15 protein-coding genes are annotated in these 20,915 nt (G+C 69.6%); 1 reads left to right on the top strand and 14 read right to left on the bottom strand.

Features of this window, described 5'->3' with window-relative positions:
- From ACFQ4H_RS25965 to ACFQ4H_RS25905, 13 genes are all read right to left on the bottom strand, one after another.
- A partial coding sequence (locus ACFQ4H_RS25965; RefSeq protein WP_377575337.1) for a LamB/YcsF family protein occupies positions 1–797 on the bottom strand: 797 nt, incomplete at its 3' end.
- A gap of 12 nt (positions 798–809) precedes the next feature.
- Positions 810–1,976: a pyridoxal phosphate-dependent aminotransferase gene (locus ACFQ4H_RS25960; RefSeq protein ID WP_377575334.1), complete on the bottom strand. Its 1,167-nt coding sequence runs from the start codon at positions 1,974–1,976 to the stop codon at positions 810–812.
- Positions 1,976–3,229 carry a glutamate-5-semialdehyde dehydrogenase gene (locus tag ACFQ4H_RS25955; RefSeq protein WP_377575331.1) on the bottom strand — a complete coding sequence of 418 codons (1,254 nt, stop codon included), beginning with the start codon at positions 3,227–3,229 and terminating at the stop codon, positions 1,976–1,978. Before ACFQ4H_RS25955 ends, ACFQ4H_RS25960 begins: the two co-directional genes overlap by 1 nt.
- A 2-nt stretch (positions 3,230–3,231) precedes the next feature.
- Positions 3,232–4,293 (bottom strand): glutamate 5-kinase, encoded by a 1,062-nt coding sequence (gene proB, locus ACFQ4H_RS25950; protein ID WP_377575328.1) that lies wholly within the window; start codon positions 4,291–4,293, stop codon positions 3,232–3,234.
- Entirely contained in the window at positions 4,290–5,210 is a 921-nt protein-coding gene (locus ACFQ4H_RS25945; protein ID WP_377575326.1) for a methionyl-tRNA formyltransferase, read from the bottom strand. The genes proB and ACFQ4H_RS25945 overlap by 4 nt, the downstream gene beginning before the upstream one ends.
- Entirely contained in the window at positions 5,207–6,394 is a 1,188-nt protein-coding gene (locus ACFQ4H_RS25940; RefSeq protein WP_377575323.1) for an argininosuccinate synthase, read from the bottom strand. The genes ACFQ4H_RS25945 and ACFQ4H_RS25940 overlap by 4 nt, the downstream gene beginning before the upstream one ends.
- Before the next feature lie 3 nt (positions 6,395–6,397).
- The gene (locus ACFQ4H_RS25935; protein ID WP_377575321.1) at positions 6,398–7,153 is read right to left on the bottom strand and encodes a HalD/BesD family halogenase; all 756 of its coding nucleotides are present in this window, start codon (positions 7,151–7,153) and stop codon (positions 6,398–6,400) included.
- A gap of 14 nt (positions 7,154–7,167) precedes the next feature.
- On the bottom strand, positions 7,168–9,570 hold the full coding sequence (locus ACFQ4H_RS25930) for a condensation domain-containing protein (protein ID WP_377575319.1): 2,403 nt from the start codon (positions 9,568–9,570) through the stop codon (positions 7,168–7,170).
- 56 nt (positions 9,571–9,626) lie between these two features.
- A complete protein-coding gene (locus tag ACFQ4H_RS25925) occupies positions 9,627–11,189 on the bottom strand; it encodes an AMP-binding protein (protein WP_377575316.1) in 1,563 nt (520 codons plus the stop codon).
- Between the two features lie 31 nt (positions 11,190–11,220).
- Positions 11,221–11,949: an SDR family NAD(P)-dependent oxidoreductase gene (locus ACFQ4H_RS25920; protein WP_377575313.1), complete on the bottom strand. Its 729-nt coding sequence runs from the start codon at positions 11,947–11,949 to the stop codon at positions 11,221–11,223.
- On the bottom strand, positions 11,946–12,689 hold the full coding sequence (locus tag ACFQ4H_RS25915) for an alpha/beta fold hydrolase (RefSeq protein ID WP_377575310.1): 744 nt from the start codon (positions 12,687–12,689) through the stop codon (positions 11,946–11,948). The genes ACFQ4H_RS25920 and ACFQ4H_RS25915 overlap by 4 nt, the downstream gene beginning before the upstream one ends.
- Positions 12,689–15,892 (bottom strand): non-ribosomal peptide synthetase, encoded by a 3,204-nt coding sequence (locus tag ACFQ4H_RS25910; protein WP_377575307.1) that lies wholly within the window; start codon positions 15,890–15,892, stop codon positions 12,689–12,691. Before ACFQ4H_RS25910 ends, ACFQ4H_RS25915 begins: the two co-directional genes overlap by 1 nt.
- A complete protein-coding gene (locus ACFQ4H_RS25905) occupies positions 15,859–16,089 on the bottom strand; it encodes a phosphopantetheine-binding protein (RefSeq protein ID WP_377575304.1) in 231 nt (76 codons plus the stop codon). The genes ACFQ4H_RS25910 and ACFQ4H_RS25905 overlap by 34 nt, the downstream gene beginning before the upstream one ends.
- Positions 16,090–17,253: 1,164 nt before the next feature.
- Between ACFQ4H_RS25905 and ACFQ4H_RS25900 the strand changes: the two genes are divergently transcribed.
- Positions 17,254–19,029 carry an AfsR/SARP family transcriptional regulator gene (locus tag ACFQ4H_RS25900; protein ID WP_377575302.1) on the top strand — a complete coding sequence of 592 codons (1,776 nt, stop codon included), beginning with the start codon at positions 17,254–17,256 and terminating at the stop codon, positions 19,027–19,029.
- Positions 19,030–19,144: 115 nt separating this feature from the next.
- On the opposite strand, the gene ACFQ4H_RS25895 is transcribed toward ACFQ4H_RS25900, so the two are convergent.
- A complete protein-coding gene (locus tag ACFQ4H_RS25895; protein WP_377575299.1) occupies positions 19,145–20,905 on the bottom strand; it encodes a hypothetical protein in 1,761 nt (586 codons plus the stop codon).
- Between the last annotated feature and the right edge of the window lie 10 nt (positions 20,906–20,915).

The following is a 20,915-nucleotide window of genomic DNA, read 5'->3' as shown; positions in this document are numbered from 1 at the left end:
CATGGCGCACCCCCGGCACCGCCGGCCGCGTCGCGGTCGGTCAGGAACTGGGCCAGCGGCTCGATCCGCACCCCGGCGGCGGTCAGTTCGGCGCGTACGGTCCGGGCCAGTGCCACCGCACCCGGGGTGTCGCCGTGCAGCAGCACCGTGTCGCACCTGATCGGCAGGTCACGACCGCTGACCGTGCTGATCACCTGCTCGGTGACCATCCGCACCACCCGGGCGGCCACCTGGTCCGGGTCGGTGATCACCGCACCCGGCCGGTTGCGGCGTACCAGGGTGCCGTCGTCGTCATAGGCGCGGTCGGCCAGGCCCAGGATCGCCACCGGCAGGCCGAGCCGCTCGGCCGCCTCGGCCAGCACGCCGTCCTGGGTGACCATGACCAGGGACGGATCGTAGGCGGCGACCGCCCCGGCGACGGCGTCCGCGTAGCCGCGCTCGCTCATCGCCAGGTTGCCCAGCCGGCCGTGCGGGGTGACGTGACGCAGCCGGGTGCCGTGTGCCCGGGCGAAGGCGTCGAGCGCCCCGATCTGGTAGAGCACGTCGGTGCGTACCTCGTGCGGGGTCAGTTCCATGGTGCGGCGGCCGAACCCGACCAGGTCCGGGAAGCCGGGATGCGCGCCCACGCCGATGCCACGGCGGGCGCAGGCGGCCACCGTGGCATCCATGACGCGTGGGTCGCCGGCGTGGAAGCCGCAGGCGACGTTGGCGGAGGTGACGACGTCGAGCAGGGCCGCGTCGTCACCCATCCGGTAGGCGCCGAAGCTCTCCCCCAGATCCGCCAACAGATCTACCATCGGTGCCACGCATCACCCCTTCGTAGCGTCGATGAGACGGCGGATCGCGGCGATCCCGCGCCGGATCCGCTCCGGTGACTCGGTGCCCACCGAGATGCGGATGTGGCGGTCGCAGGAATCCCCGTAGGCGATGCCGGGCACCACACAGACGCCGCTTTCGCGCAGCAGCCGGGTGGCGAACTCGTCCGACCCCAGCGTCGAGGAGCCCAGCGAGGCGAACAGGTAGAACGTCGCCGAGCCGGGCAGCGTGGCGATCCCCTCCTCGGCCAGCCAGCCGGCGACCTCGTTGCGCATCGCCACCGTCTGCTGGATCTGCGGTCGGGTGTGCTCGATCAGTTCGTCGAAGCGCTCGGCGAGGTAGCAGGCCAGGATGGTGGGTGCACAGGTGACCAGGTGTTGGTTGACCTTCAGGATCTGGTCCACCAGGTTGCGGTGCGCGATGAGGTAGCCGATCCGCCACCCGGAGATGCCGTAGTTCTTGGACATCGAGTTGACCGTGATGGTGTGCAGCTTCTCCGGGTCGGCGGCACCGCAGGTAACGAACTTCGTCTCCGGCGTCACGAATTCGTTGTACGCCTCGTCGCCCACCAGCAACAGACCGTGCCGGTCGGCCAACTCGTGCAGGAAGGTCAACTCGGCCTCGGAGTAGACCCAGCCACTCGGGTTGTTCGGATTGTTGATGATGATCGCCCGGGTACGCGGGGTCACGTACCGCTCCAGGTCGAACACGCTCACGTCGTGCGGGACCATGACCGGCTTGCCCCGGCAGAGGCGGACCTGCGCGGGATAGCTCAGCCAGAACGGCTCCAGCACGACGACCTCGTCACCGGGCTCCACGGTCGCCAGCAGCGCCATGTAGATGGCGGCCTTCGACCCGGCCGTGACAAGCAGTTCGTGGTCCGGGTCGACCGGCAGCCCGAACTGGTCCTCGTAGTACTTGGCCAGCCGCCGACGCAGCTCCGGCAGGCCCCGGGAGTGCGAATAGTGGTGCAGCTGCGCGGTGTCGAACCCGGCGAAGTCCGGGGCCGGGACGTCGAAGAACGCCTCGCCGAGGGAGAGCGTGACGATGTCGTGCCCGGTGGCCTTCAGCTCGTAGACGAGGTTGTTGTACTTGATGGAGATCGCCTGGTCGATGCCATCCATCAGCCGGCTGTGCCGGATCGGCTCAGGGATGCCCATCAGGCCACGACCCTCGTCTGGCCGGTACCCCAGACCACGTTCTTCACCGTGGTCAGCGCCTCCAACCCCATCGGGCCACGGACGTGCAGCTTCTGTGTGGAGACACCGATCTCCACGCCGTAGCCGAACTCACCGCCGTCGGAGTAGCGGGTGGAGGTGTTGACGAAGACGCTCCCGGAGTCGACCTGACGGACGAACCGTCGGGCGATGTCGATGTCCCGGGCAACGATCCCCTCGGCGTTGGACGTACCCCAGCGGCGGATGTGCGCGATTGCCTCGTCCGCGTCGGCCACCACGCGTACCGCCAGCACCAGGTCCAGGTACTCGGTGCCCCAGTCCTCCTCACGGGCGGCGACCGCCTTCGGCCAGACCTCGCGTACGGCGGCACAGCCCCGGATCTCCACGCCTGCCTCGGCGAGGGCGTCGAGCACCCCGGGCAGCCAGTCCGCAGCCAGGTCCCGGTGCACCAGCAGGGTCTCGATCGCGTTGCACACACTCGGCCGGGACGTCTTGGCGTTGACCGTCACCGCCGTGGCGATGTCCCGGTCGGCGGTCCCGTCGATGTAGAGGTGGCAGTTGCCCGCCCCGTCGATCACGGTGGGCACGGTGGCGTTCTGCTCCACCGAGGCGATCAGTTCCGCCCCGCCCCGGGGTACCAGCAGGTCGACGTAGCCCTTCGCCCGCATCAACTCGAGCGCGGCCTCCCGCGACGGATCGTCGATGAGCTGCACCGCGGCGGCCGGCACGTCGGGATGCTCGGCGATCGCGGTGTCCAGCGCCGCCATGATCGCGCGGTTGGTCTCCATGGCCATCGAGGACCCGCGCAGGACCGCACAGTTACCGGACTTCAGGCACAGCGCGGCCACCTCCGCGGTCACGTTCGGCCGGGCCTCGTAGATCACCGCGACGACGCCGAGGGGCTCGCGTACCCGCTCGATGAGCAGACCGTTCGGGCGGGTCCAACCGTTCACCACCTGACCGACCGGGTCAGGCAGGTCAACGATGGTACGGATGGCCCGGGTCAGTCCCGCCATCCGGCGTTCGGTCATCGTCAGCCGGTCGACCAGCGTCGCCGAGACACCGGCCTCCCGCGCTGCGGCGACGTCGCGGGCGTTCGCCTCGATGATGGCGTCCTGGTGCTGCTCGATGGCCGAGGCCATGTCCAGCAGCAAGCGGTCCTTCTGTTCCGTGGTCAGTTGCGTGACGACAGCGGAGGCCTCGGCCGCATCCTGGCAGACCTTGCTCACGGTCATGGTCAGTCCTCCCTGATCCGTACGTAGTCGGAGCTGACAAGCAGCGCGGTGCTCGGCTCGCACCCGAACTCGACCGCCGCAGCGGCGTAGCGGATGCTGCCCCGGGCCAACAACCTGGTGTCCGGCCCGGTGATGTCGACGACGTCACCGGCACGGAACTGCCCCCGTGCCGTGGTGACCTGGATCCGCCGCAGCGGCTGACGATGCTCGATGGCCAGCAGCCCGGCCGGGGCACAGGTGACGACGCCGCACGGCGGGGTACGGAACGCCCGCCACAGTCGTCCCGCCTCGGGCGGCGCCCCACGCGTCGGACGGGGGGCGAAGTCCGTGCCGACGTCGGCGCCCTGGTCGGCGGCGATGAGTACGGCCGGATCCGAGGTGTCGGCGATGACCGTACGCACCCCGGAGTAGGTGGCGATCCAGCAGGCCGACAGCTTCATCAGCATGCCGCCGGTGCCACCGTCGCCCACCGAGCCGCCGGCCATCGCCTCCACTTCCGGGGTCAGTCTCGGCACGTGCCCGATTCGGCGGGCGGTGCCGCCCAACAGCGGATTGCTGTCGTAGAGACCGGGCACGTTGGTCAGCAGCAACAGCAGCCTGGCCCGCAGGAACCCACTGAGCAACGCGGCCAGTACGTCGTTGTTGCGTACCCCCAGTGCGTCGTTCTCGTTGACGATCGGGACGAAGCCGAGGGTGCGCATCTCGTCGAAGGTGGCCCGCACCCGGTCGCCCCGGCCCGGCTCGATCAGGTCGTGCGGGGTGAGCAGCACCTGGCCGGTCTCCAGCCCCCGTGCGGCGAAGCACTCCCGCAGCGCGGAGTAGAGCAGGCCCTGGCCGAGCGCCGCGGCGACCTGCTGGGCCGCGGCGCTCGAACCGGACAGTGCCTGGTGCCGGGTCCGACCGATGGCGATCGCACCCGAGGTGACGACCACCGGCGCCAGACCGGCCTCGATCCCCCGGCACACCGCCTCACACAGCCGGTCGACCTTGTCCGGGTCCAACCTGCCGTCGGTCACCAGGGAGGTCGTCCCGATCTTGAGTACGACCCGGTTGTCGGTGTTCACCGCAGGTATCCACCGAACTTGACGAAGTAGTCGACGGCCCGTACCGGGGGCCCTCCGTCGAGCGCGACCTGCAACAACACGATTCCCCGGTTGTCGCCGTGTTCCGGCCGCCCGGTGGCGATCACGACCCCGCCGTCGCCGGCCTTGACGATCCGGCCGCCGGTGCCGCCGTAGCAGCGGCTGGGCGGGGCGGCAGCCTTGACCCAGAGGCGCTGCCCGTCGTGCATCGTCCAGGCGTTGACGAACGGGTCCGACTGGCCCCGGACGAGGTTGTAGATCGTCGTGGTGCTGTCGTTCCAGTCGATACGGGTGTCGTCCACCCCGATCCGGTGGTAGAACGACGCCCCCTGGCTGTCCTGTGGCTCGCCGCGGTGCCCCTGCTCGACGAGTTGCAGGGCACGCAGGGTCGAGGGAACGTACTCGGCCACCACCTTGCTCAACACATAGCCGGCGGTGTCGTGCGGCCCGATCTTCACCACGGCACGGGTGAGGATCGGGCCGGTGTCCAGTTCCTCGTCCATGAAGTGGACGGTGACCCCGGTCGCGTCCTCGCCGTTACGGATCGCCCAGTTGACCGCCCCGAACCCGGAGTACGCCGGCAGCAGTGCGTCGTGCACGTTGATCGCGCCCAGCCTGGGGATCGCCAACAGCTCGGCCGGCACCCTGGTACGCCAGTTCGTGGAGACGATCAGCTCCGGTTCCAGGTCACGGATCTGCTGGTGCAGTTCCGGCTCCCCGGCGTGCGCCGAGTACGACACGGCCAGGCCCAACTCGGCGGCCAACTGTTCGACGTGTGGCTCACCCAGCCCGCTGAACTCGGTCCGATGGGTGAGCACCCGGAGCACCTCGTGGTGCGGTTGGATGCCGCGCAGGACGGTGGCCCCGAGGTCGCCGTACCCCATGAAGAGGATCCTCATGTGCTACGCCCCAGCCGGAACCGGACCATGTTGACCCGCAGCCAGCCCGAGGAGTCCCGCTGGTCGAACACGTTGTCCGCCTCGAAGGTGGCGTACGACGTGTCGTACCGGCTGTTCGGCGAGGTGCGGCCGAGCACCTGGACGTTGCCCCGGTGCAGTTCCAGGGTCACCTCACCGGTCACGTCCTGCTGACTGAAGTCGATCGCGGCCTGCAGCATCTGCCGTTCCGGCGCGAACCAGAGTCCGTTGTAGACGTACCGGGCGTACCGGGGCGCCAGCTCCTCCTTGAGCGCGGACACCTCGGGGTCGAGTACCAACGTCTGCACCGCCCGGTGGGCATGCCACAGCAGGGTTCCGGCGGGAGCCTCGGAGACGGTACGGGTCTTGATGCCGTTGATCCGGTTCTCCACCATGTCCAGCCGGCCGATACCGTGCCGGCTGCCGATCTCGCCCAGCACGTACAGCAGCTCCGCCGGTGCCAACCGGTCGTCGTTGACCGTGACCGGGTCACCCCGTTCGAAGCCGATCCGCAGGATCTCCGGCTCCTCCGGGGTGTCGGCGATGTCGCGTACCCGCTGGCGCAGTCCGGCCGGCGGGGCCACCGCCGGGTCCTCCAGCACCTCGCCCTCGTAGCAGGTGTGCAGGAGGTTCGCGTCGATCGAGTACGGCCGCTCGCCGCTACTGAAGTCCAGCTCGATACCACGCTTGTCGGCGTAGGCCAGCAGGTCGGTACGCCCGCCCAGGTCCCACTCCCGCCACGGCACAATGATCTTGATGTCCGGACGGAGCGCGGCGTAGGCCAACTCGAACCGGGCCTGGCAGTTGCCCTTGCCGGTACAGCCGTGGGCCACCGCGTCGGCGCCCACCTCCTCGGCCACCCGGATCTGCGCCGCCGCGATCAGCGGCCGGGCGATCGGTGAGCCGAGCAGGTACTGCCCCTCGTAACGCGCGTCGGCCCGGTGCATCGGGAACACGTAGTCCCGGGCGAACTCCTCGCGCAGGTCGAGAATGTGTACGCCATCGGCACCGAGCTGCTCCGCACGGCGTCCGATCGCCTCCAGATCCTCGTTCTGGCCGACGTCGGCGATGAATGCGGTCACCGGGCACTGGTAGGTCTCACGCAACCACACCAGGGCCACCGAAGTGTCCAGTCCGCCGGAGAAGGCGAGTACGATCCGCTTCATTTTCTACACCTCCTCGGGGACGACGCCCCGGAAGTAGCTCATGGTCCGATGGTCGACCGTCAGGCTCAGATCCGACGTGGAGGCGTAGCTCATGTTGATGATCTTCCGGCGCCCGCTCTTCACCGGATAGACCCGATGCATGGTGGTGTTCGTCTTCATCAGGTAGATGTCACCGGGGAACAGTTCCAACGAATAGATCGGCCGGTTCACCAGTTGCCGGTTGACGTCCGGATGGTCCTTGTTCCAGCTCGTTCCCGGCACGCACTGTACGAATCCGCCGTCGCTGACAGGTGGCGCCTCCACCACCCACACCAGGGCGAACGTGTAGTCGTCCCAGTGCCAGCCGTGGGTGTCGCCATCCTTTTCCAGGCAGGTGATGATGTACTGCTCGGGCTCCCACGGGCACGGATGCACCGACTCACCGGCCACCGCCGAGATCGCCTGGAGCAACGGCTCCGCCGCGTACACCTGCGGGATTATCTTGCTGAACTCGAAAATGTCCGCCTGGCCGACGTTTCGCATACGGCGCGGCGAGTTGTCGGTCTGGGCGATCTCCAGATCCCGCCGTACCCCGGCCGCGTCGATGACCGCCTGCACCTCGGCGGCCACCGCTTCCTTGACGGAAGGCGGGGCCAGAAAGCTCACCTTCGCGTGGCCGAGATACGAGTATTGTCTCCGGGCGGCTTCCACCGCGACCGGTGAGATGTCGTTGTCGACGTGTCTCTTCAAGTCCTTCAGCAGAACGCTCGTGTCGAACATCCATTCCTCCCCGCCTAGGTTCGTGCCACACTCTCGCTTTCGAACTGAACAATTTCCTCGGCGACCTGAGCCGCAGTCCCGGCTCGCAGGACCCCGTAGTGATCCGCGTCCACCCGCAGCAGCCGCGACGTATCGAGCCGCTGCGCCCACTCCCGCATGTCGGTATCGCGCAGATCCGCACCGACGACCAGCGCCGGTACCCGTACGTGCTCCGGTCCCACGTACGCTTCACCCATCCGGGCGTGCCGGGCGTAGGCACGCCACCGTTCGCCCAGCACCCCGGCTGACACCGCGTGCCCACCGGCGGCCAGACACGCCGCCAGTGCCCTGGTACGCAGTTCCGGGTCACCAACGGTCCGGGGCACCAACCCGGCTGCCCCACCGACCGATCCCACGAACGCCCCGGCGAACGTGGCGAACATTTCCTCCTCCGGCCCCGGCTCGTAGCCGGTCGGCGGGGGCGAGTCCAGCAGGACCACAGCCGGCGGCTTCGGGTCCTCGGCGGCCATCTGGTAGGCCACCAGGCCACCCATCGACCACCCGCACAGGATGTCCGGCCGCAGCCCGGCCGCGTCGAGATCGTCCCGGTACCGCCGCGCCATGGCCGGCACCGACGCCAACGGCTCGTACTCCCGGGAAGCCGTGATCCGCCAGTGCCCGGGAAGCGCGGCGGCCACCTCCCGGAAGTCGTTGGGGTCGCCGCCGGCACCGTGCAACATGTGCACGTGGGGCCCGCTGCCGTCGCGCAGCGTGACCAGCGTCGTGGCCGCCGGCTTGGCCTGGGTGGCGGCCGGGTCCCCGCCCAACTGGGCCACCAGCCGACTGGGCGTCGGCTCGGCCAGCCAGTCGACCACGTCGATCTCCACGCCGGTGGCCGCCTCGAGCTCGCTCGCTAGGCGGATCAGGACCAACGAGTTTCCGCCGGATCCGAAGAAGTCCGCGTCGGCGTCGGCCGGCGGCTCACCCAGCAGCTCCGACCAGAGCGCGGTCACCCGCTGCCACCCCGCCGACTCCGGCAGTTGCTGCGCCGCGGTCGGCCGACCGGCCTGCGCATGGTCGACGTAGGCCGGCGCGGAACGCGAGCGCACGTCGATGGTGCCGACCACCCGGTCCGGGTCCTCACCGCACATCACCAGCACCTCGTCCAGGTCGGACAGCAGCAGTTCCACGGTCTCCTGGGAGTACCGGCTGGTGTTGAACTCGATCTCCGCGTAGTACCGGTCGTCGGCTTCCCACGTCGAGATCGAGACGTCGGCCCGGGCCGCCCGGTTCGGGCTCGGTTGCAGCGTCAACTCGACGTCACCGAGACGCAGACCGGTGCCGATCGGGCCGAGGTGGCTCAGCCCCATCGGGGAGTCGTCGGTCAACGCCCGCCGGGTGCTCTCCGACAGCACGGCGAACATCACCGGGTACGGCACGGCCTGGTGCGTCAGCATCGCCCACACGTTGTCCCGTGCCCGGGTGACGACGTCGACGACGCGGTCGGTGTCGGGCACGTTCGCCCGGGAGATGCACAGGTTGGCCGTGTATCCCACCAGGGCCTGGTCCCGGGGACTCATCCGGTTGGCCAACACCGCGCCGATGGCCACGTCCGCTCCGGCTCCGCCCCGGGCCAGCACGATGTGCATGGCACCCTGGAAGATCGCGAACGGCGTGGCATAGGTACGGGCCGCAAGCTTGGCGATCGCGGTACAGGCCTCGGCGCTGAACGTGTACCGGATCACCCGACCCGGCGCACCCGGCAGGAACTCACCACCGTTGGCAGCCGCCACCGTGGTCGCCACCGTGCCCTCGAGCGTCGTACGCCAGTGATCCACGCTGGCCCGCCAGCGGTCCCGGGCCTCCTGCGTGTTCTGCTCGGCCGCGTAGACCCGGAACGGCACCGGTTCGGCGGCGAACTCCGGCGACCTACCGGCGAGCGCCGCCGCGTACGCCGTGGACAGCTCGTCGGTCACCAACTGCATTCCCCAGCCGTCGAGAACCAGGTGATGCACGGTCAACAGCAACTCTTGCCGGTCGGCGACCCGGACCACGGTGAGCCGGGCCAGCGACTCACCGTCCAGGGCGGTCTCCTGCTCCTGCACCTCCTCGGCGATCAGCCGCAGCAACGCGTCGACCTCCACCGCGCCGGGATCGTCCACCTCGATCCGCCGTACCTGGGCCCGAACCGATGGGTGCACCACCATCTGTACGTCGTCCCCGGGTCGCACCACCGAGGTACGCAGCGCCTCGTGCCGGTCCACCAGCGTCTGCCACGCGACACCCAACGCGTCCGGATCGATCGCGCGGTCACCCGTCAACCGCCAGGTGATGTTGTAGACCGACTTGTTCCTCGCGCGCTGGTGCACCCACCACAGCGACTCCTGCATTGGAGTGGCCGGGATGGTGATGGTGTCGCGTTCCAGATCGGTAGGCACGATACGGCTCCCCTTTTCCGTAGCGGTGCGGTTGACTGTCGGCCGACCATCGGCTGCTAGCGACTGGCGAGGAACTCCTCGATCAGGCGCTTGCGGTCGACCTTGTCCAGTTCGGTCAACGGGATCTCCGCCCGGTGGTGGAAGCCCCGTGGATGCATGTACCTCGGCAGGTCGGCGACCAGCCGGTTGAGCGTCTCCTCGGTCAGCGTCTCGCCGGCGTAGAACGCGTGCAGGTCGACCTCGCCGTCGTCCGACGGGACCGTGACCACCACCGCCTCCGTGATGGACGGGTGCTGACGCAGGGCACTCTCGATCTCGCCCAGTTCGACGCGGTTGCCGAGCACCTTCACCTGGTGGTCGACGCGGCCTTGGTGCACCAGCTCGCCCGATTCCCGGCGTACCCGGTCACCGGTGCGGTACCAGTGCTCGGTGGTCAGTGGCTCGCTGCCGTCGTACAGCACCGCCTGCTGGCCGTCGAAGGAGACGAAGCGGCCGATGTTGTCGGCCGGATCCAGGTAGCCCGGGAACCGCTGGTCGCCACGGACACACAACTCGCCGTCGTCGGTCGGCCGCAGGTCGGCGTCGAGAAGCAGGTACTCCAGGTGCGAGAAGACGTCACCGATCGGCGCCGAACGGTTCGAGGTCTCCACCCAGGCCGCCGGGTCGGACGGGACCTCGTACGCGGTGACGATGCAGGCGCACTCGCTCGGCCCGTAGCAGTTGATCACTGCGGTGTTGGGTGCCGCGGTGGTCCACGCCTCGACGTGTTCCACCGTCAGTGGTTCCCCGCCGAAGGAGCTCAGGCGCAGTGAGGGCATGCCGCCCGGCCCCAGCGCCCGCAGCCGCTTGGCGAACCAGATCAGCGAAGGTACGGACAGCCAGTGGGTGATCCGCCGGTTCTTGATGAACTTGACCGGGGCCAGCACGTCCCCGCGCTGCGCCACGCACAGCGCGCTGCCCGCGCCCCAGGCACCGAACATCGCCAGGATCGACCCGTCGAAGCACATCTCGAAGGTCTGCGCCGCCCGGGAGTCCGGGGTGAACCGGTACCGCTTCATCACCTCGCTGAGGAACGACGAGACGTTCCGGTGGGTGATCGGCACGCCCTTCGGCCGGCCCGTGGTGCCGCTGGTGAAGATGATGTACGACGGCTCGTCCGGGTCGGGTTCGACCACCTCGGGGACCTTCACCGAGGGGTCCGGCCGTAGGAAGTCCCGCCACTGCTCGCCGGTCAGGTCGAAGATGCCGACACCGGCCCGCTCCCGGTACTCGGCTGCCCCGTCACCGGACGAGTCGTCCAGCTCGGTGAGGTCCAGGTGCGCCTCGGCCGTGATGGCGAGGTTGCGGGCCACCGGGTTCGCCGGGTTCAGCGGCACCACCGTCGCCCCCAGCCGCAGAATGGCCAGGTAGGCGATGTAGCCGGGGAGGTGGCGCGTCGTCATCAGCCCCACCCGCTTCGGCGCGCCGCCGTGCGCCTCGTACATGGCCGCCGACACCCGCTCCACCGCGCCCATCAGCTCGGCGTAGGTGAACGTGTCAGCGCCGAGTTCCAGCGCCACGTTTTCCGGGTAGGTCTGCGCGGACGCGCGGAACCAGTCGAAGAGCGAGCGGGTTGTCATAACTCCCCCTGTGCCGTATCAGTTGTCGAAGTCACCACATGAACTGCCCACCGTCCACGATCAGCTTCTGCCCGGTCATGAAGCTGCTGCCGGGGCCGACCAGGAACTCCAGCGCGTCGGAGATCTCCTCCGGCGTACCGATGCGACGCTGTGGGACGTCGGCGACGAACGCCGCCCGGTCCGCCGGGCCGTCCAGCCGGAAGCGGGTGACAAGTTCCTCTGTCTCGGTGTTTCCGGGGATCAGGCAGTTGACCCGGATCCGTGGCGCCAGTTCGAGGGCCAGGCACTTGGTCAGTTGCAACAGCCCGGCCTTGCTGGCGCAGTAGTTGACGCCGTCCCGCCGGGGTCGGATACCGGTGGTCGCCCCCACGTTCACGACGACGCCGTCGAGCTGCGCCCCGAGCATCGCCGGCACCAGCGCCCGGGTCAGATAGAACGCACCGGAGAGGTTGGTGTCGAGCACCCGACGCCAGTCGTCGACGGACATCTCCAGGAACGGCCGGTCCACGTTCACTCCGGCGTTGTTGACCAGCACGGTCGGCGGGCCGTAGCTGGCGACGATCCGCTCGGCCACCTCGGTGACCGCAGCCGCATCGGCCACGTCGACCATCATCGGCACGACCCCCGCGGCGGCTGCCGCAGCCGCCGCAGTCTCGTCGGCGCGATAGAGGGCCACCACCCGGTAGCCGAGCTTGATCAGCCGCAGGCTGAAGGCCAGGCCCATCCCCCGGGTGCCGCCGCTGACCACCGCGGTCCTCATACGGCGGACCCCGCTGCCCGGGTCGTCGGCTGGCCCGCGTCGCGATCGAGGAACGGGGTGAGGGCGTCGACCAGTCCCGGCAGATGGACCTGGTCGAAGACCTCGAAGTGGTCCACGTCCAGGTGCCCTTCCCGCAGGTCCGACGCCAACGTCCGCCAGGCCTGCACGGACGGCTGACGCATCGGGTCCGGATCCGAGCAGGTGACCAGCAGGACCCGGCCCGCGTACGGACGTTCGGTCCGGTAGTCGGACAGGGCGGCCATCTGGGCCAGCAGGGTACGGCGTACCCGTTCCACGGTCGCCCGGTCCGGGCGCGGGCCGAGCATCTGCACGACCCGGTCGAGCAACCAGGTGTCACCCTCCCCGGTCGCCTTCCTCGGCAGCGGCGAGCTGTCCAGCAGCACCAGAGCGGGTCGGACCCCGCGATCGGCCAGCCGGACGCAGGTCTCCCAGCCGATCACCCCACCCATCGACCAGCCGAACACCAGATCCGGGACGATGCCCGCCTCGTCCAGTGCCCGGACCGCCGAATCCGCCATGACCTGGACGCGGTCCTCGGGCTCCTCGTCGGGAATCAGCCCCGCCGCACGGACGGCGTACACGTTGTGGGTCTGCCCGAAGAACCCGGCCAGTCGCAGGTAGGGCTGTAGACCGCCGCCGGCACCGGGCAGCATCACGCAGACCGGACGCTGTCCCCGACGCAGCAACGGGATCAGCCGTCCCAACGTCGCCCTCGCCATCAGGCACCACCCCGCGCGGCGCGTACCAGTCCGGCCAGCGTGGCGATCGTCGGCGAGGCGAAGAACTCACCCATCGCCACCGGTACGCCGTACGTCTGCTGGACCTCGGCGAAGGCGGTGAAGATGTTCAGCGAGTGCGCGCCGTACTCCAGCACCGGCCGGTCCCGGGCGATGCCGTCGGTGCCGAGGATCCGGGACCACATCGCGGCCAGTTCCCGCTCCAGTTCGTCGGCGTACTCGACCGGCTGGTCGGCCTGCTCCTGCTGTTGCGTGGCCAGCAGCTCGTCGACCCGGCGCAGCAGCGCGGCCCGGTCGGTCTTGCCGCTGCTCGTGGTGGGGATGGCGTCGACCGTCAGGATCCACAGTGGCCGCATGTACGCGGGCAGGGTCGCGGCCAGGTGTTCGCGTACCCGGTCGGGATCCGGCGTGGCACCGGCGTGCGGAAGCAGGAACAGTGCTATCTCCTTGTCCGCGCCGTCGCCCCGGACCACGGCGACGGCCTGGCGGACACCGAGCACCCGGTTGGCCACCACCTCGATCTCGCCGAGCTCGACCCGGTTGCCCCGGATCTTCACCTGGGTGTCCAACCGGCCAAGGAAGATCAGCTCGTCGCGCTCGTTACGGACCACGAGGTCACCGGTGCGGTACATGATTCCGCGTTCCCGTTCGTCGGCCGGGGTGAAGGAATCCTCGACGAACCGAGAAGCCGTCAGCTCGGCGTCGTTGATGTAACCGTCGGCCGGGCAGCGCCCACCCAGGTAGAGCTCACCGGGTACCCCGGGTGGGGCGAGGTGGCCGGTGCCGTCCACCACGTACGCGGCCACATGCGGCAGCGGCACCCCGATCGGTACGTGGGCCGGCCAGTGCGCGTCGGCACCGGAGAGCTGGTAGGTGGTGGCGGCCTGGGTCTCGGTCGGGCCGTAGTGGTTGATCAGCACGCAGTGCGGGTGCTGTACGAAGAACTCCCGGATCTGCTCGTCCACCAGTAGCTGCTCACCGGAGACGCACAGGTGGCGCAGGGCCGGTAGGCGCAGTCCCCGGTCGAGGGCCAGTTGCACCACCGGGCGCAGCGCGGCCACCGGCAGGTAGACGTGGGTGGCTTCGCTCTCGGCGATGCGGCGGAGCACGGCCGGGAAGTCGCGCCGGTCGGCCGGCTCCCGGGACACGACGGTGCCCCCACTGGCCAACGTGGGCATGATCTCCTGGAAGCACACGTCGAAGCCGAGCGGGGCGTACTGCAGGAAGCGGCTGTCGCCGTCCATCTTCATGACGTCGATCTGCCACGCGGCCAGGTGGGCCAGCCAGCGCTGCCCCATGCGCACCCCCTTGGGCACGCCGGTGGAGCCGGAGGTGAACATGACGTACATCGACGCGTCGGGGTCCGCCGTCGACTCGCCCGGCTCCCCCTCCTCCAGGTCCTTCACCGAAACGGCCGGCACTCCCGGCACGAGCTGTCGGCCGACCACGAGCGGACAGGCCGCCTTCTGTGCCATGTAGGTCAGGCGGTCCGCCGGGAGGCTCTCGTCGAGGGGCAGGAAGGTGCCGCCCCGGCGCATGATCGCCAGGATCGCGACGACGGTGTCACACAGGTTGTCGGCGGCCAGTCCCACCACGTCGCCGGGGCCGACGCCGCGGGCGGCCAGTCCACCAGCGACCCGGGCCGCACCGGCGACCAGGTCGGCGTAGGTCAACCGGCGGGCGGGGTCCTCGATGGCCACCGCCTCCGGTCGCCGCCGGGCCACCGCCTCGATGGAGTCGAGCAGGGTGGGTTCCGGCAGTCGGGAGTTCCAGCCGTCGGAGCGGCGGCTGACCGCCGCCGACGCGTCGCTGAAGAGGTCGCCGAGGCGACACGAGCTGTCCCGCAGGACCCGGCGCAGGGCGGTACGCAGTGAGGTCAGCAGCCCGTCGGCGATCGCCGGGGCGATCAGCTCGCGGTCGTACTCCAGCTCCAGCAGCCAGCGCCCGTCGACCGGGGTGACGCCGAGCCAGAGGTCGAACTTGGCGGTGTCGTTGCCCGGCTCGCTGAGTCGGCGGATCGGTCCGCCGGACCTCGGGGTGAACGTGTCCTGCATGGCCAGCATCGCCGAGAACAGCGGGTTGCGGTTGCTGGTCCGGTCCGGCTGTACGTCGGCGACGAGCTGGTTGAAGCTGATGTCGACGTTGGTACGGCAGAAGTCCACCGCCCCGCGTACCACCCGGGACAGGTAGTCCTCGACTCCGCTGCTCCACTCGACGTCGATGGTCACCGGGAGGGTGTTGACGAAGAAGCCACAGAGGTCGAACGCGCGTACCGTGCGTCGGGCCAGGAACGGGCTGCCGACGAGCACCCTCGGTACGTTGCCGTGCCGCGCCAGCACCGCCCCGTACACGCCGGAGAACAGGACGAACGGGTTGATGTTGAGCCGCTGGCAGAGCTCGGTGACCGCCGAGGTCTCCGCGTCGTCGAGCAGCCACTGCACCCGGGCTCCGGTGAACGACGTCTGGGTGGGCCGCCCCGGCCGGGGGGCCAGTTCCAGCGGCGGCACCTCACGCAGCTGCGCGGCCCACGCCGCCGACCGACCGGCGACGCTCTCGGCCGTCGCGGCCCGGTGCTGGGCGTGCAGTTCCTTGACGTACGCCTGCTCGCGCATCACGGCCTTGGCGACGATCTCGTCGGCGCTCAACGGCGCGGTGAGCATCTGTTCCAGGTCACCGACCATCGGTCCCAGGGAGATCCCGTCGAGGATGATGTGGTGGTCCGCCAGCAGGATCGCCGATGCGCTGTCGTCCTCGGCCCGTACGGTGGCGAACCGGTAGGCCGGCCCGTTCTCGAGGTCGAACTCGGGACGTCCGATCCGTCGGGCGGCGGCGGCCACCGCGTCCTCGAACTCGGTGGCCGGGACGACGACCCGGTCCACCGGCAGGGCGTCCACCAGTGGGGTGAGCCGGGCGTGCATCGTCGGCAGTACGCCGAAGACCTGACGCATCGCCGGCTGCATGTTGACCATGGCGGCCAGCGCGGCTTCCACCGTTGCCGCGGGGTAGCCGGGATCGAGGTCGAACCGGACGAGCATGTTGTAGACCGGTTGGCCGGCCGCCCGGCCGTGGACGACCAGGAGTCCCTGTTGGGAACCGGTGATGGGCAGCATCTCGGGCTGCGCTGCCGGTGTTGTCTGCGACTGCGGTTCGGTCAGCATGCCCCACCAGCCAGATCCGTCAGCCACGCCTTGAGGTCACCGATCGTCTGCAGGTCCACGAGCCTGGTGGCGTCGATCTCCGCGTCGTCGTCCGCGGCGATCTCGACGGCCAGTCGGAGCAGTGACAACGACTCGATGCCGGCCTCCAGCAGCGGCGTGGCATCCGTGAAACCCTCGGTGGCGTACCTCGCGATCGCCGCATCAAGATCCGCAGATACGGGCATATCGTTTTCTCCCCCATACGGTCGGTTACTCAGCGCACTCTCGCGAGTACATATAGACACCGAGTCCGCTGCCGTCCCCCGCTACGCCGCGCCGCCAAACAGCATCACCGCGCCGGATATCTTTTCGATGTTTTCTAGATGGAACGCCATTGGAGGCGGGTCAAATCCGGGGTAGAAGCAAACGTCAAGCCATCCATCCCATGTTTGTAACGTTCACGACCCTTGATGTTTGCGACCCGCCGATGTCAGCCACGGTCGCCACGAACCGCTCCGACAACAAGGGCATACCGACCGAGGGCGACCGGCGACCCCCACCGGACGGCACAAGTCGTGGACTCCAACTAATACATGACGATTAGCGTCAATGGACTTGGCGCACCGGACGTGATCCACCTAGAATGCCCGGCCGCCCGTCGACGGACAGCGGGCCCACCGGTCGCCGCCACCTCCACCGACGGGAAACCGATCGGTCGACCCGCCCGCCGGACGGTCGCGAACCCGGCCCCCGCCGCTCGGATCCGCACCGAAGCCGGGCCGGCGCCGGCCCCCATCACCCCTGGTCGACCTGGGACGATGGCCAGCAGAACCGGCCACCGGAGAAGGCGGACGCCGACGACCCGCAAGCCCCGCCCCCGCCGGACACCGGACCGCGAGCCGGCCGCAGCCACCAGGTCGCCCACTGCCGCGCGTTCCGGCCCGGCGACGCACCAGCCCCGAGTGTCGTCGGGGACCTGACCGGCCACACCGGAACAAGGATCAGTCAACGAGTGCGGCATCACCGCACAAGCACGACACCGCCGACGAAGCCCGCCGATGGGGCGACCGTAACGCACGGTCAGTCCGGACAACCCCAGCAGCACAGCCCGATTCCGACATAACACCGCCCTTGGGTCAGCAAGTTATTGGATCACCCCTGCCGACCAGCGTTTATTCCTAAACGGCTTTACCGTCAAGAGCCCATCCGCCGAAGTCGTTATGCCGACATAGACATTGCGCGTCCATGTAGCTACATTTACCCCCTGTCCCCTTCATTGGACTCACTGCCCAAGCGTGCCAGCGATGGATCAGGTTCAACGTGTAAGCACGACACAGCAAACGACGGAAGCAGGGAATCGTCGGTAATTGGTTTGGGCGAGTCGTATTGCCCGCTGGAGCGTGGTCCGCATGCCGCACCGACTGAGGTTCCGTGTGATCGGCCCGGTCGAGTTCCACAGTCGTACGGGCTGGCACGGCATCAGATCGGGAAAGCAACGGGCGCTGCTGGCCGCCCTCATCCTCAAGGCCAACCGGGTCGTGCCCACGGAGCAACTCTTCGAGGAACTGTGGGAGGAGACGCCACCGGCATCGGCGAACACGCTGCTGGCGGGCTATGTGTGGCGACTGCGCCGCATGCTCGGTGACCGGGACGGCGAGACCATCGTCACGCGCGCCCCCGGATACCAGTTGCAGGCACCACCGGGCAGTCTGGACATCGACCAGTACGAGACGAAGGTGGCGGCCGCACACGCCGATCTGGCCGCCGGACAGGCCGAGGCCGCCGTCGCCGGATTCACCGACGCACTGGCGTTGTGGCGGGGGACCCCGCTTGCCGACGTACGGCCGACCCCGCTGGTACTGGCCGAGATGACCCGACTGGAGGAATCGCGGATCGCCGCGTTGGAAGCCCGGATCGGTGCCGAGTTGGAACTCGGCCGGCACGGATCGGTGCTACCCGAACTCAAACTCCTGGTCTCGCAGCATCCGCTGCGGGAGCGGTTGCATGCGCATCTCATGCTCGCTCTCTACCGCGACGGACAGCAGGCGCTGGCCCTGGTCGCGTACCGGGACCTACGGCAGTTCCTGGTCAACGAACTCGGCATCGAACCGAGTACGGCACTACGGGAGTTGCAGCAACGGATCCTCCGCAAGGACCCGGCACTGCTCGGCACCCACGCCAGGAGCACGATCTCGGCGCAGCGCGCCGCGCCACCGCCGTGGTCCGGTCCCCAACGCCCATGGCTACCACCGGAACCGCTCATCCTGGCCAGCCGCAGCCACGAGGCCAGCCAACTGATCGAAGCCGTGCGTACCGGTCACCTCGGGGTGGTCCACGGCCTGGTCGGGGTGGGCAAGACGGCGCTGGCCATCCACGTGGCACGGCAGATCGCCGACGACTATCCGGACGGTCCGGTGTTCATCGACGCGTCGAACGGGATCGGTGGCGAGACCATCGCCGCCGACTGGCGGGCCCTGCTCACCGGCCGGCGGATCCTGGTCGTCCTCGACGACGTCGGCAACGCCGCCCCCATCCGGGCGCTGGGCCGGATCCCGACCGGATGCGCGGTGATCGTCACCTGCCGGTCCGGCCTGACCACCCTGGACAACGCCGCCCGGGTGCACGTCGGCACCCTGACCTCCGACGCGGCCCGGCACATGCTGCGTGCACACCTGGGCACCGCCCGGGTCGACGCCGAGCGCGAGGCCGTCGAGGTCCTCACCCACCGATGTGACGGCCTGCCCGCCGCGCTACGGATCGCGGCCGCGCGGCTGGCCGCCAACCCCACCTGGACCATCGCGTCGTTCGTCGACCGGCTGGCCGACCCCGGCTCCCGCCTCGACGTGCTGGTCTGCGACGACCTGTCGATGCGCGATCGGCTGGCGGCCGGCGCCCGGCTGCTACCGAACTCGTCGCTACGGGCGCTGCGCCTGATCAGCGACGCCGACCTGCCGGTCGTCACCGTCGAGGTGCTGGCCACCCTGCTGAACACGCCGGCCGCACGAGCCGAGGCAATCGCCGAACGCCTGGTCGGTACCGGCCTGGCTGAGATGCTGTCCACCGGCCAGTGCCGCATACCCGGTCTCGTACGCGCCTTCGCCCGGGAGTACGAGCCCGGCAGAGGTACCCGACGCAGTGGCAGCCGCCTCTTCCACACCCCGGGGCACCGCCCGCCCCCCTTCTGAGGCCCGCCACCGGTCGAACCCGGCTGCAACTTCGGAGAGACCGGGCCTGGAGCCAGCGCGGCGGGAAGACCACGAGGGGTGGGGCCCGTACGGGCACCACCCCTCGCCAGACCCGCTACCGGTCCTCGACCTCGACGACGGTGTCGAAGAGCAGACCGCTGGATCCCTCGCCGAGCCCGGGCCGCTTGCGCCGGCCGGTCCAGGAGTGGGTCGACCCGTCCCACCAGCGGGCACGCTGGTGTACCCGGGTGACGTGTACCCCCTCGCGGGGCACCTCCTCCTCGTGCACGAGCAGGTCGGTTCCGGGTTCGAGGAGCTGGCCGAGTGGTTGCGGATCGACCGTCTGCCCATCCCGCCGACGTGGCACGGTCGCCCGACGCAGCCGGTAGGCCCCCCGGGTGGGCTCCATCGGAAGCAGGGGGAACCAGTGCTCCGGCACCGAGGTGGCCAGCCGGTAGTAGGGCTCGGCCGGTCCCTCGGTCGTCGGCTCGTCCTCGGCCAGCTTCGCCGTCTCGTGCCGGCGTACCCGCCCGCCGGTCGCCCCCTCGACCACCGTCTCCACCGCCCACGCGACATTGGCCTGCTCGTCGCGGAACATCCGGACCTCCTCGACCGGCTCACCCTCCTGCGTGTCGGCGAGGGCCGGCGCAACGAGGAGCCGGTCGGAACGTCCACCGGCCTCGGCGGCCCGGGGCCCGGTCACGGTGTGCCGGAACAGGCTCCAGTCCTGGCCGTCGCCGGGCAGCGCACCGGCGACCCGGACCAGCGTACGGAAGCCGAACGTATCGGTGACCACCAGCGAGTTGATCTTCACGACGGTGGCCACCGGCACGGTCAGCGGCAACAGATACCAGTCATTGCCGTAGACCGTGGCGTACTCGACCAGCAGCAGCCGGGCCAGGTCCGTCGGTTCCGCCTCGACCCGCCCGAAGTCCACCCGCGCATCCTCGAACTCCCACCACCGGGATGCCGGCATCCCGGGGTATGCCGCCGGGGCCGGCAGGACCGTACGGACGATGTCGCTGAGCTGGTTGTGGGCCGGCAACGAAGTCGCCGTGTCGACGGTGAACGAGTACCAGTCGAGGTGCGCGCCGTCGTACTCGGCGGCGGAGAGCACCGTGTCGTTGTCACCGAAGCGGGCCGAGATGTCGAACCGGTACTCCATCCGGGACGGCTGCCAGGCCCCCGGAGCCGCCGGTGCCGTCGACACCGACCGCGACCCGGCAAGTTGCCCCGCCGGACCCTCCACCGCACCGGCCAGGTCGATCCCCAGTGACTCCAGCCAGGTCAGCCAGTTCTGGGCGTGCAGGGTCAGGCTCCCCAGGCTGTTTCTCGGTACCAACACCCCGGGCGGTGGCGTGCCGTTGTCGACCAGCGCGCGCAGCACGGGCAGCAACCGGGCGCCGCTGGCGGTCCGGTTCCCCATCACCGCCAGCCATCGCCGGCTCTGCGGGTCCAACGTCTCGGCCGACGCCCCGTCCACGGTCAACGGATACCCGCTGACGAAACCGCCACGGTACCGGCTCAACACCGGATCTCCCGCCAGCAGCCGCAGGAAATGCTGGCCGGTCCGGGCCGCCACCCGCAGGTCGGTGAGGCGACCGGCGGCGCCGGCCTCGACGACCACCTCCAGCGGCCGGTTGCCGTGGTACGGCTGCGCCGAGCCGCCGTACGGCCGGTAGGTGGTCACCGGCGCGGCCTGCGCCCGAATCCGCACCGACGCCGGCGAACCGGCGTCCTCGCCGTTGAACTCCCCCAACTGCCACTGCCGGGCCAACAGCCAGAGCGGGTCGTGCACCCGGGCCTGGAGGCCGGGGGCGAGATCGTCGCTACGGGCACCCGGTTCGAGCCGGGTCCACGAGGTTACAGAGGACATCTGGGTTTCC

The organism is Micromonospora sonneratiae (assembly GCF_042679305.1).
GTDB classification, from domain to species: Bacteria; Actinomycetota; Actinomycetes; order Mycobacteriales; family Micromonosporaceae; genus Micromonospora_H; species Micromonospora_H sonneratiae.
Note: the sequence above shows the minus strand (reverse complement) of the source record. Positions and strands in the feature narration are given on the sequence as shown.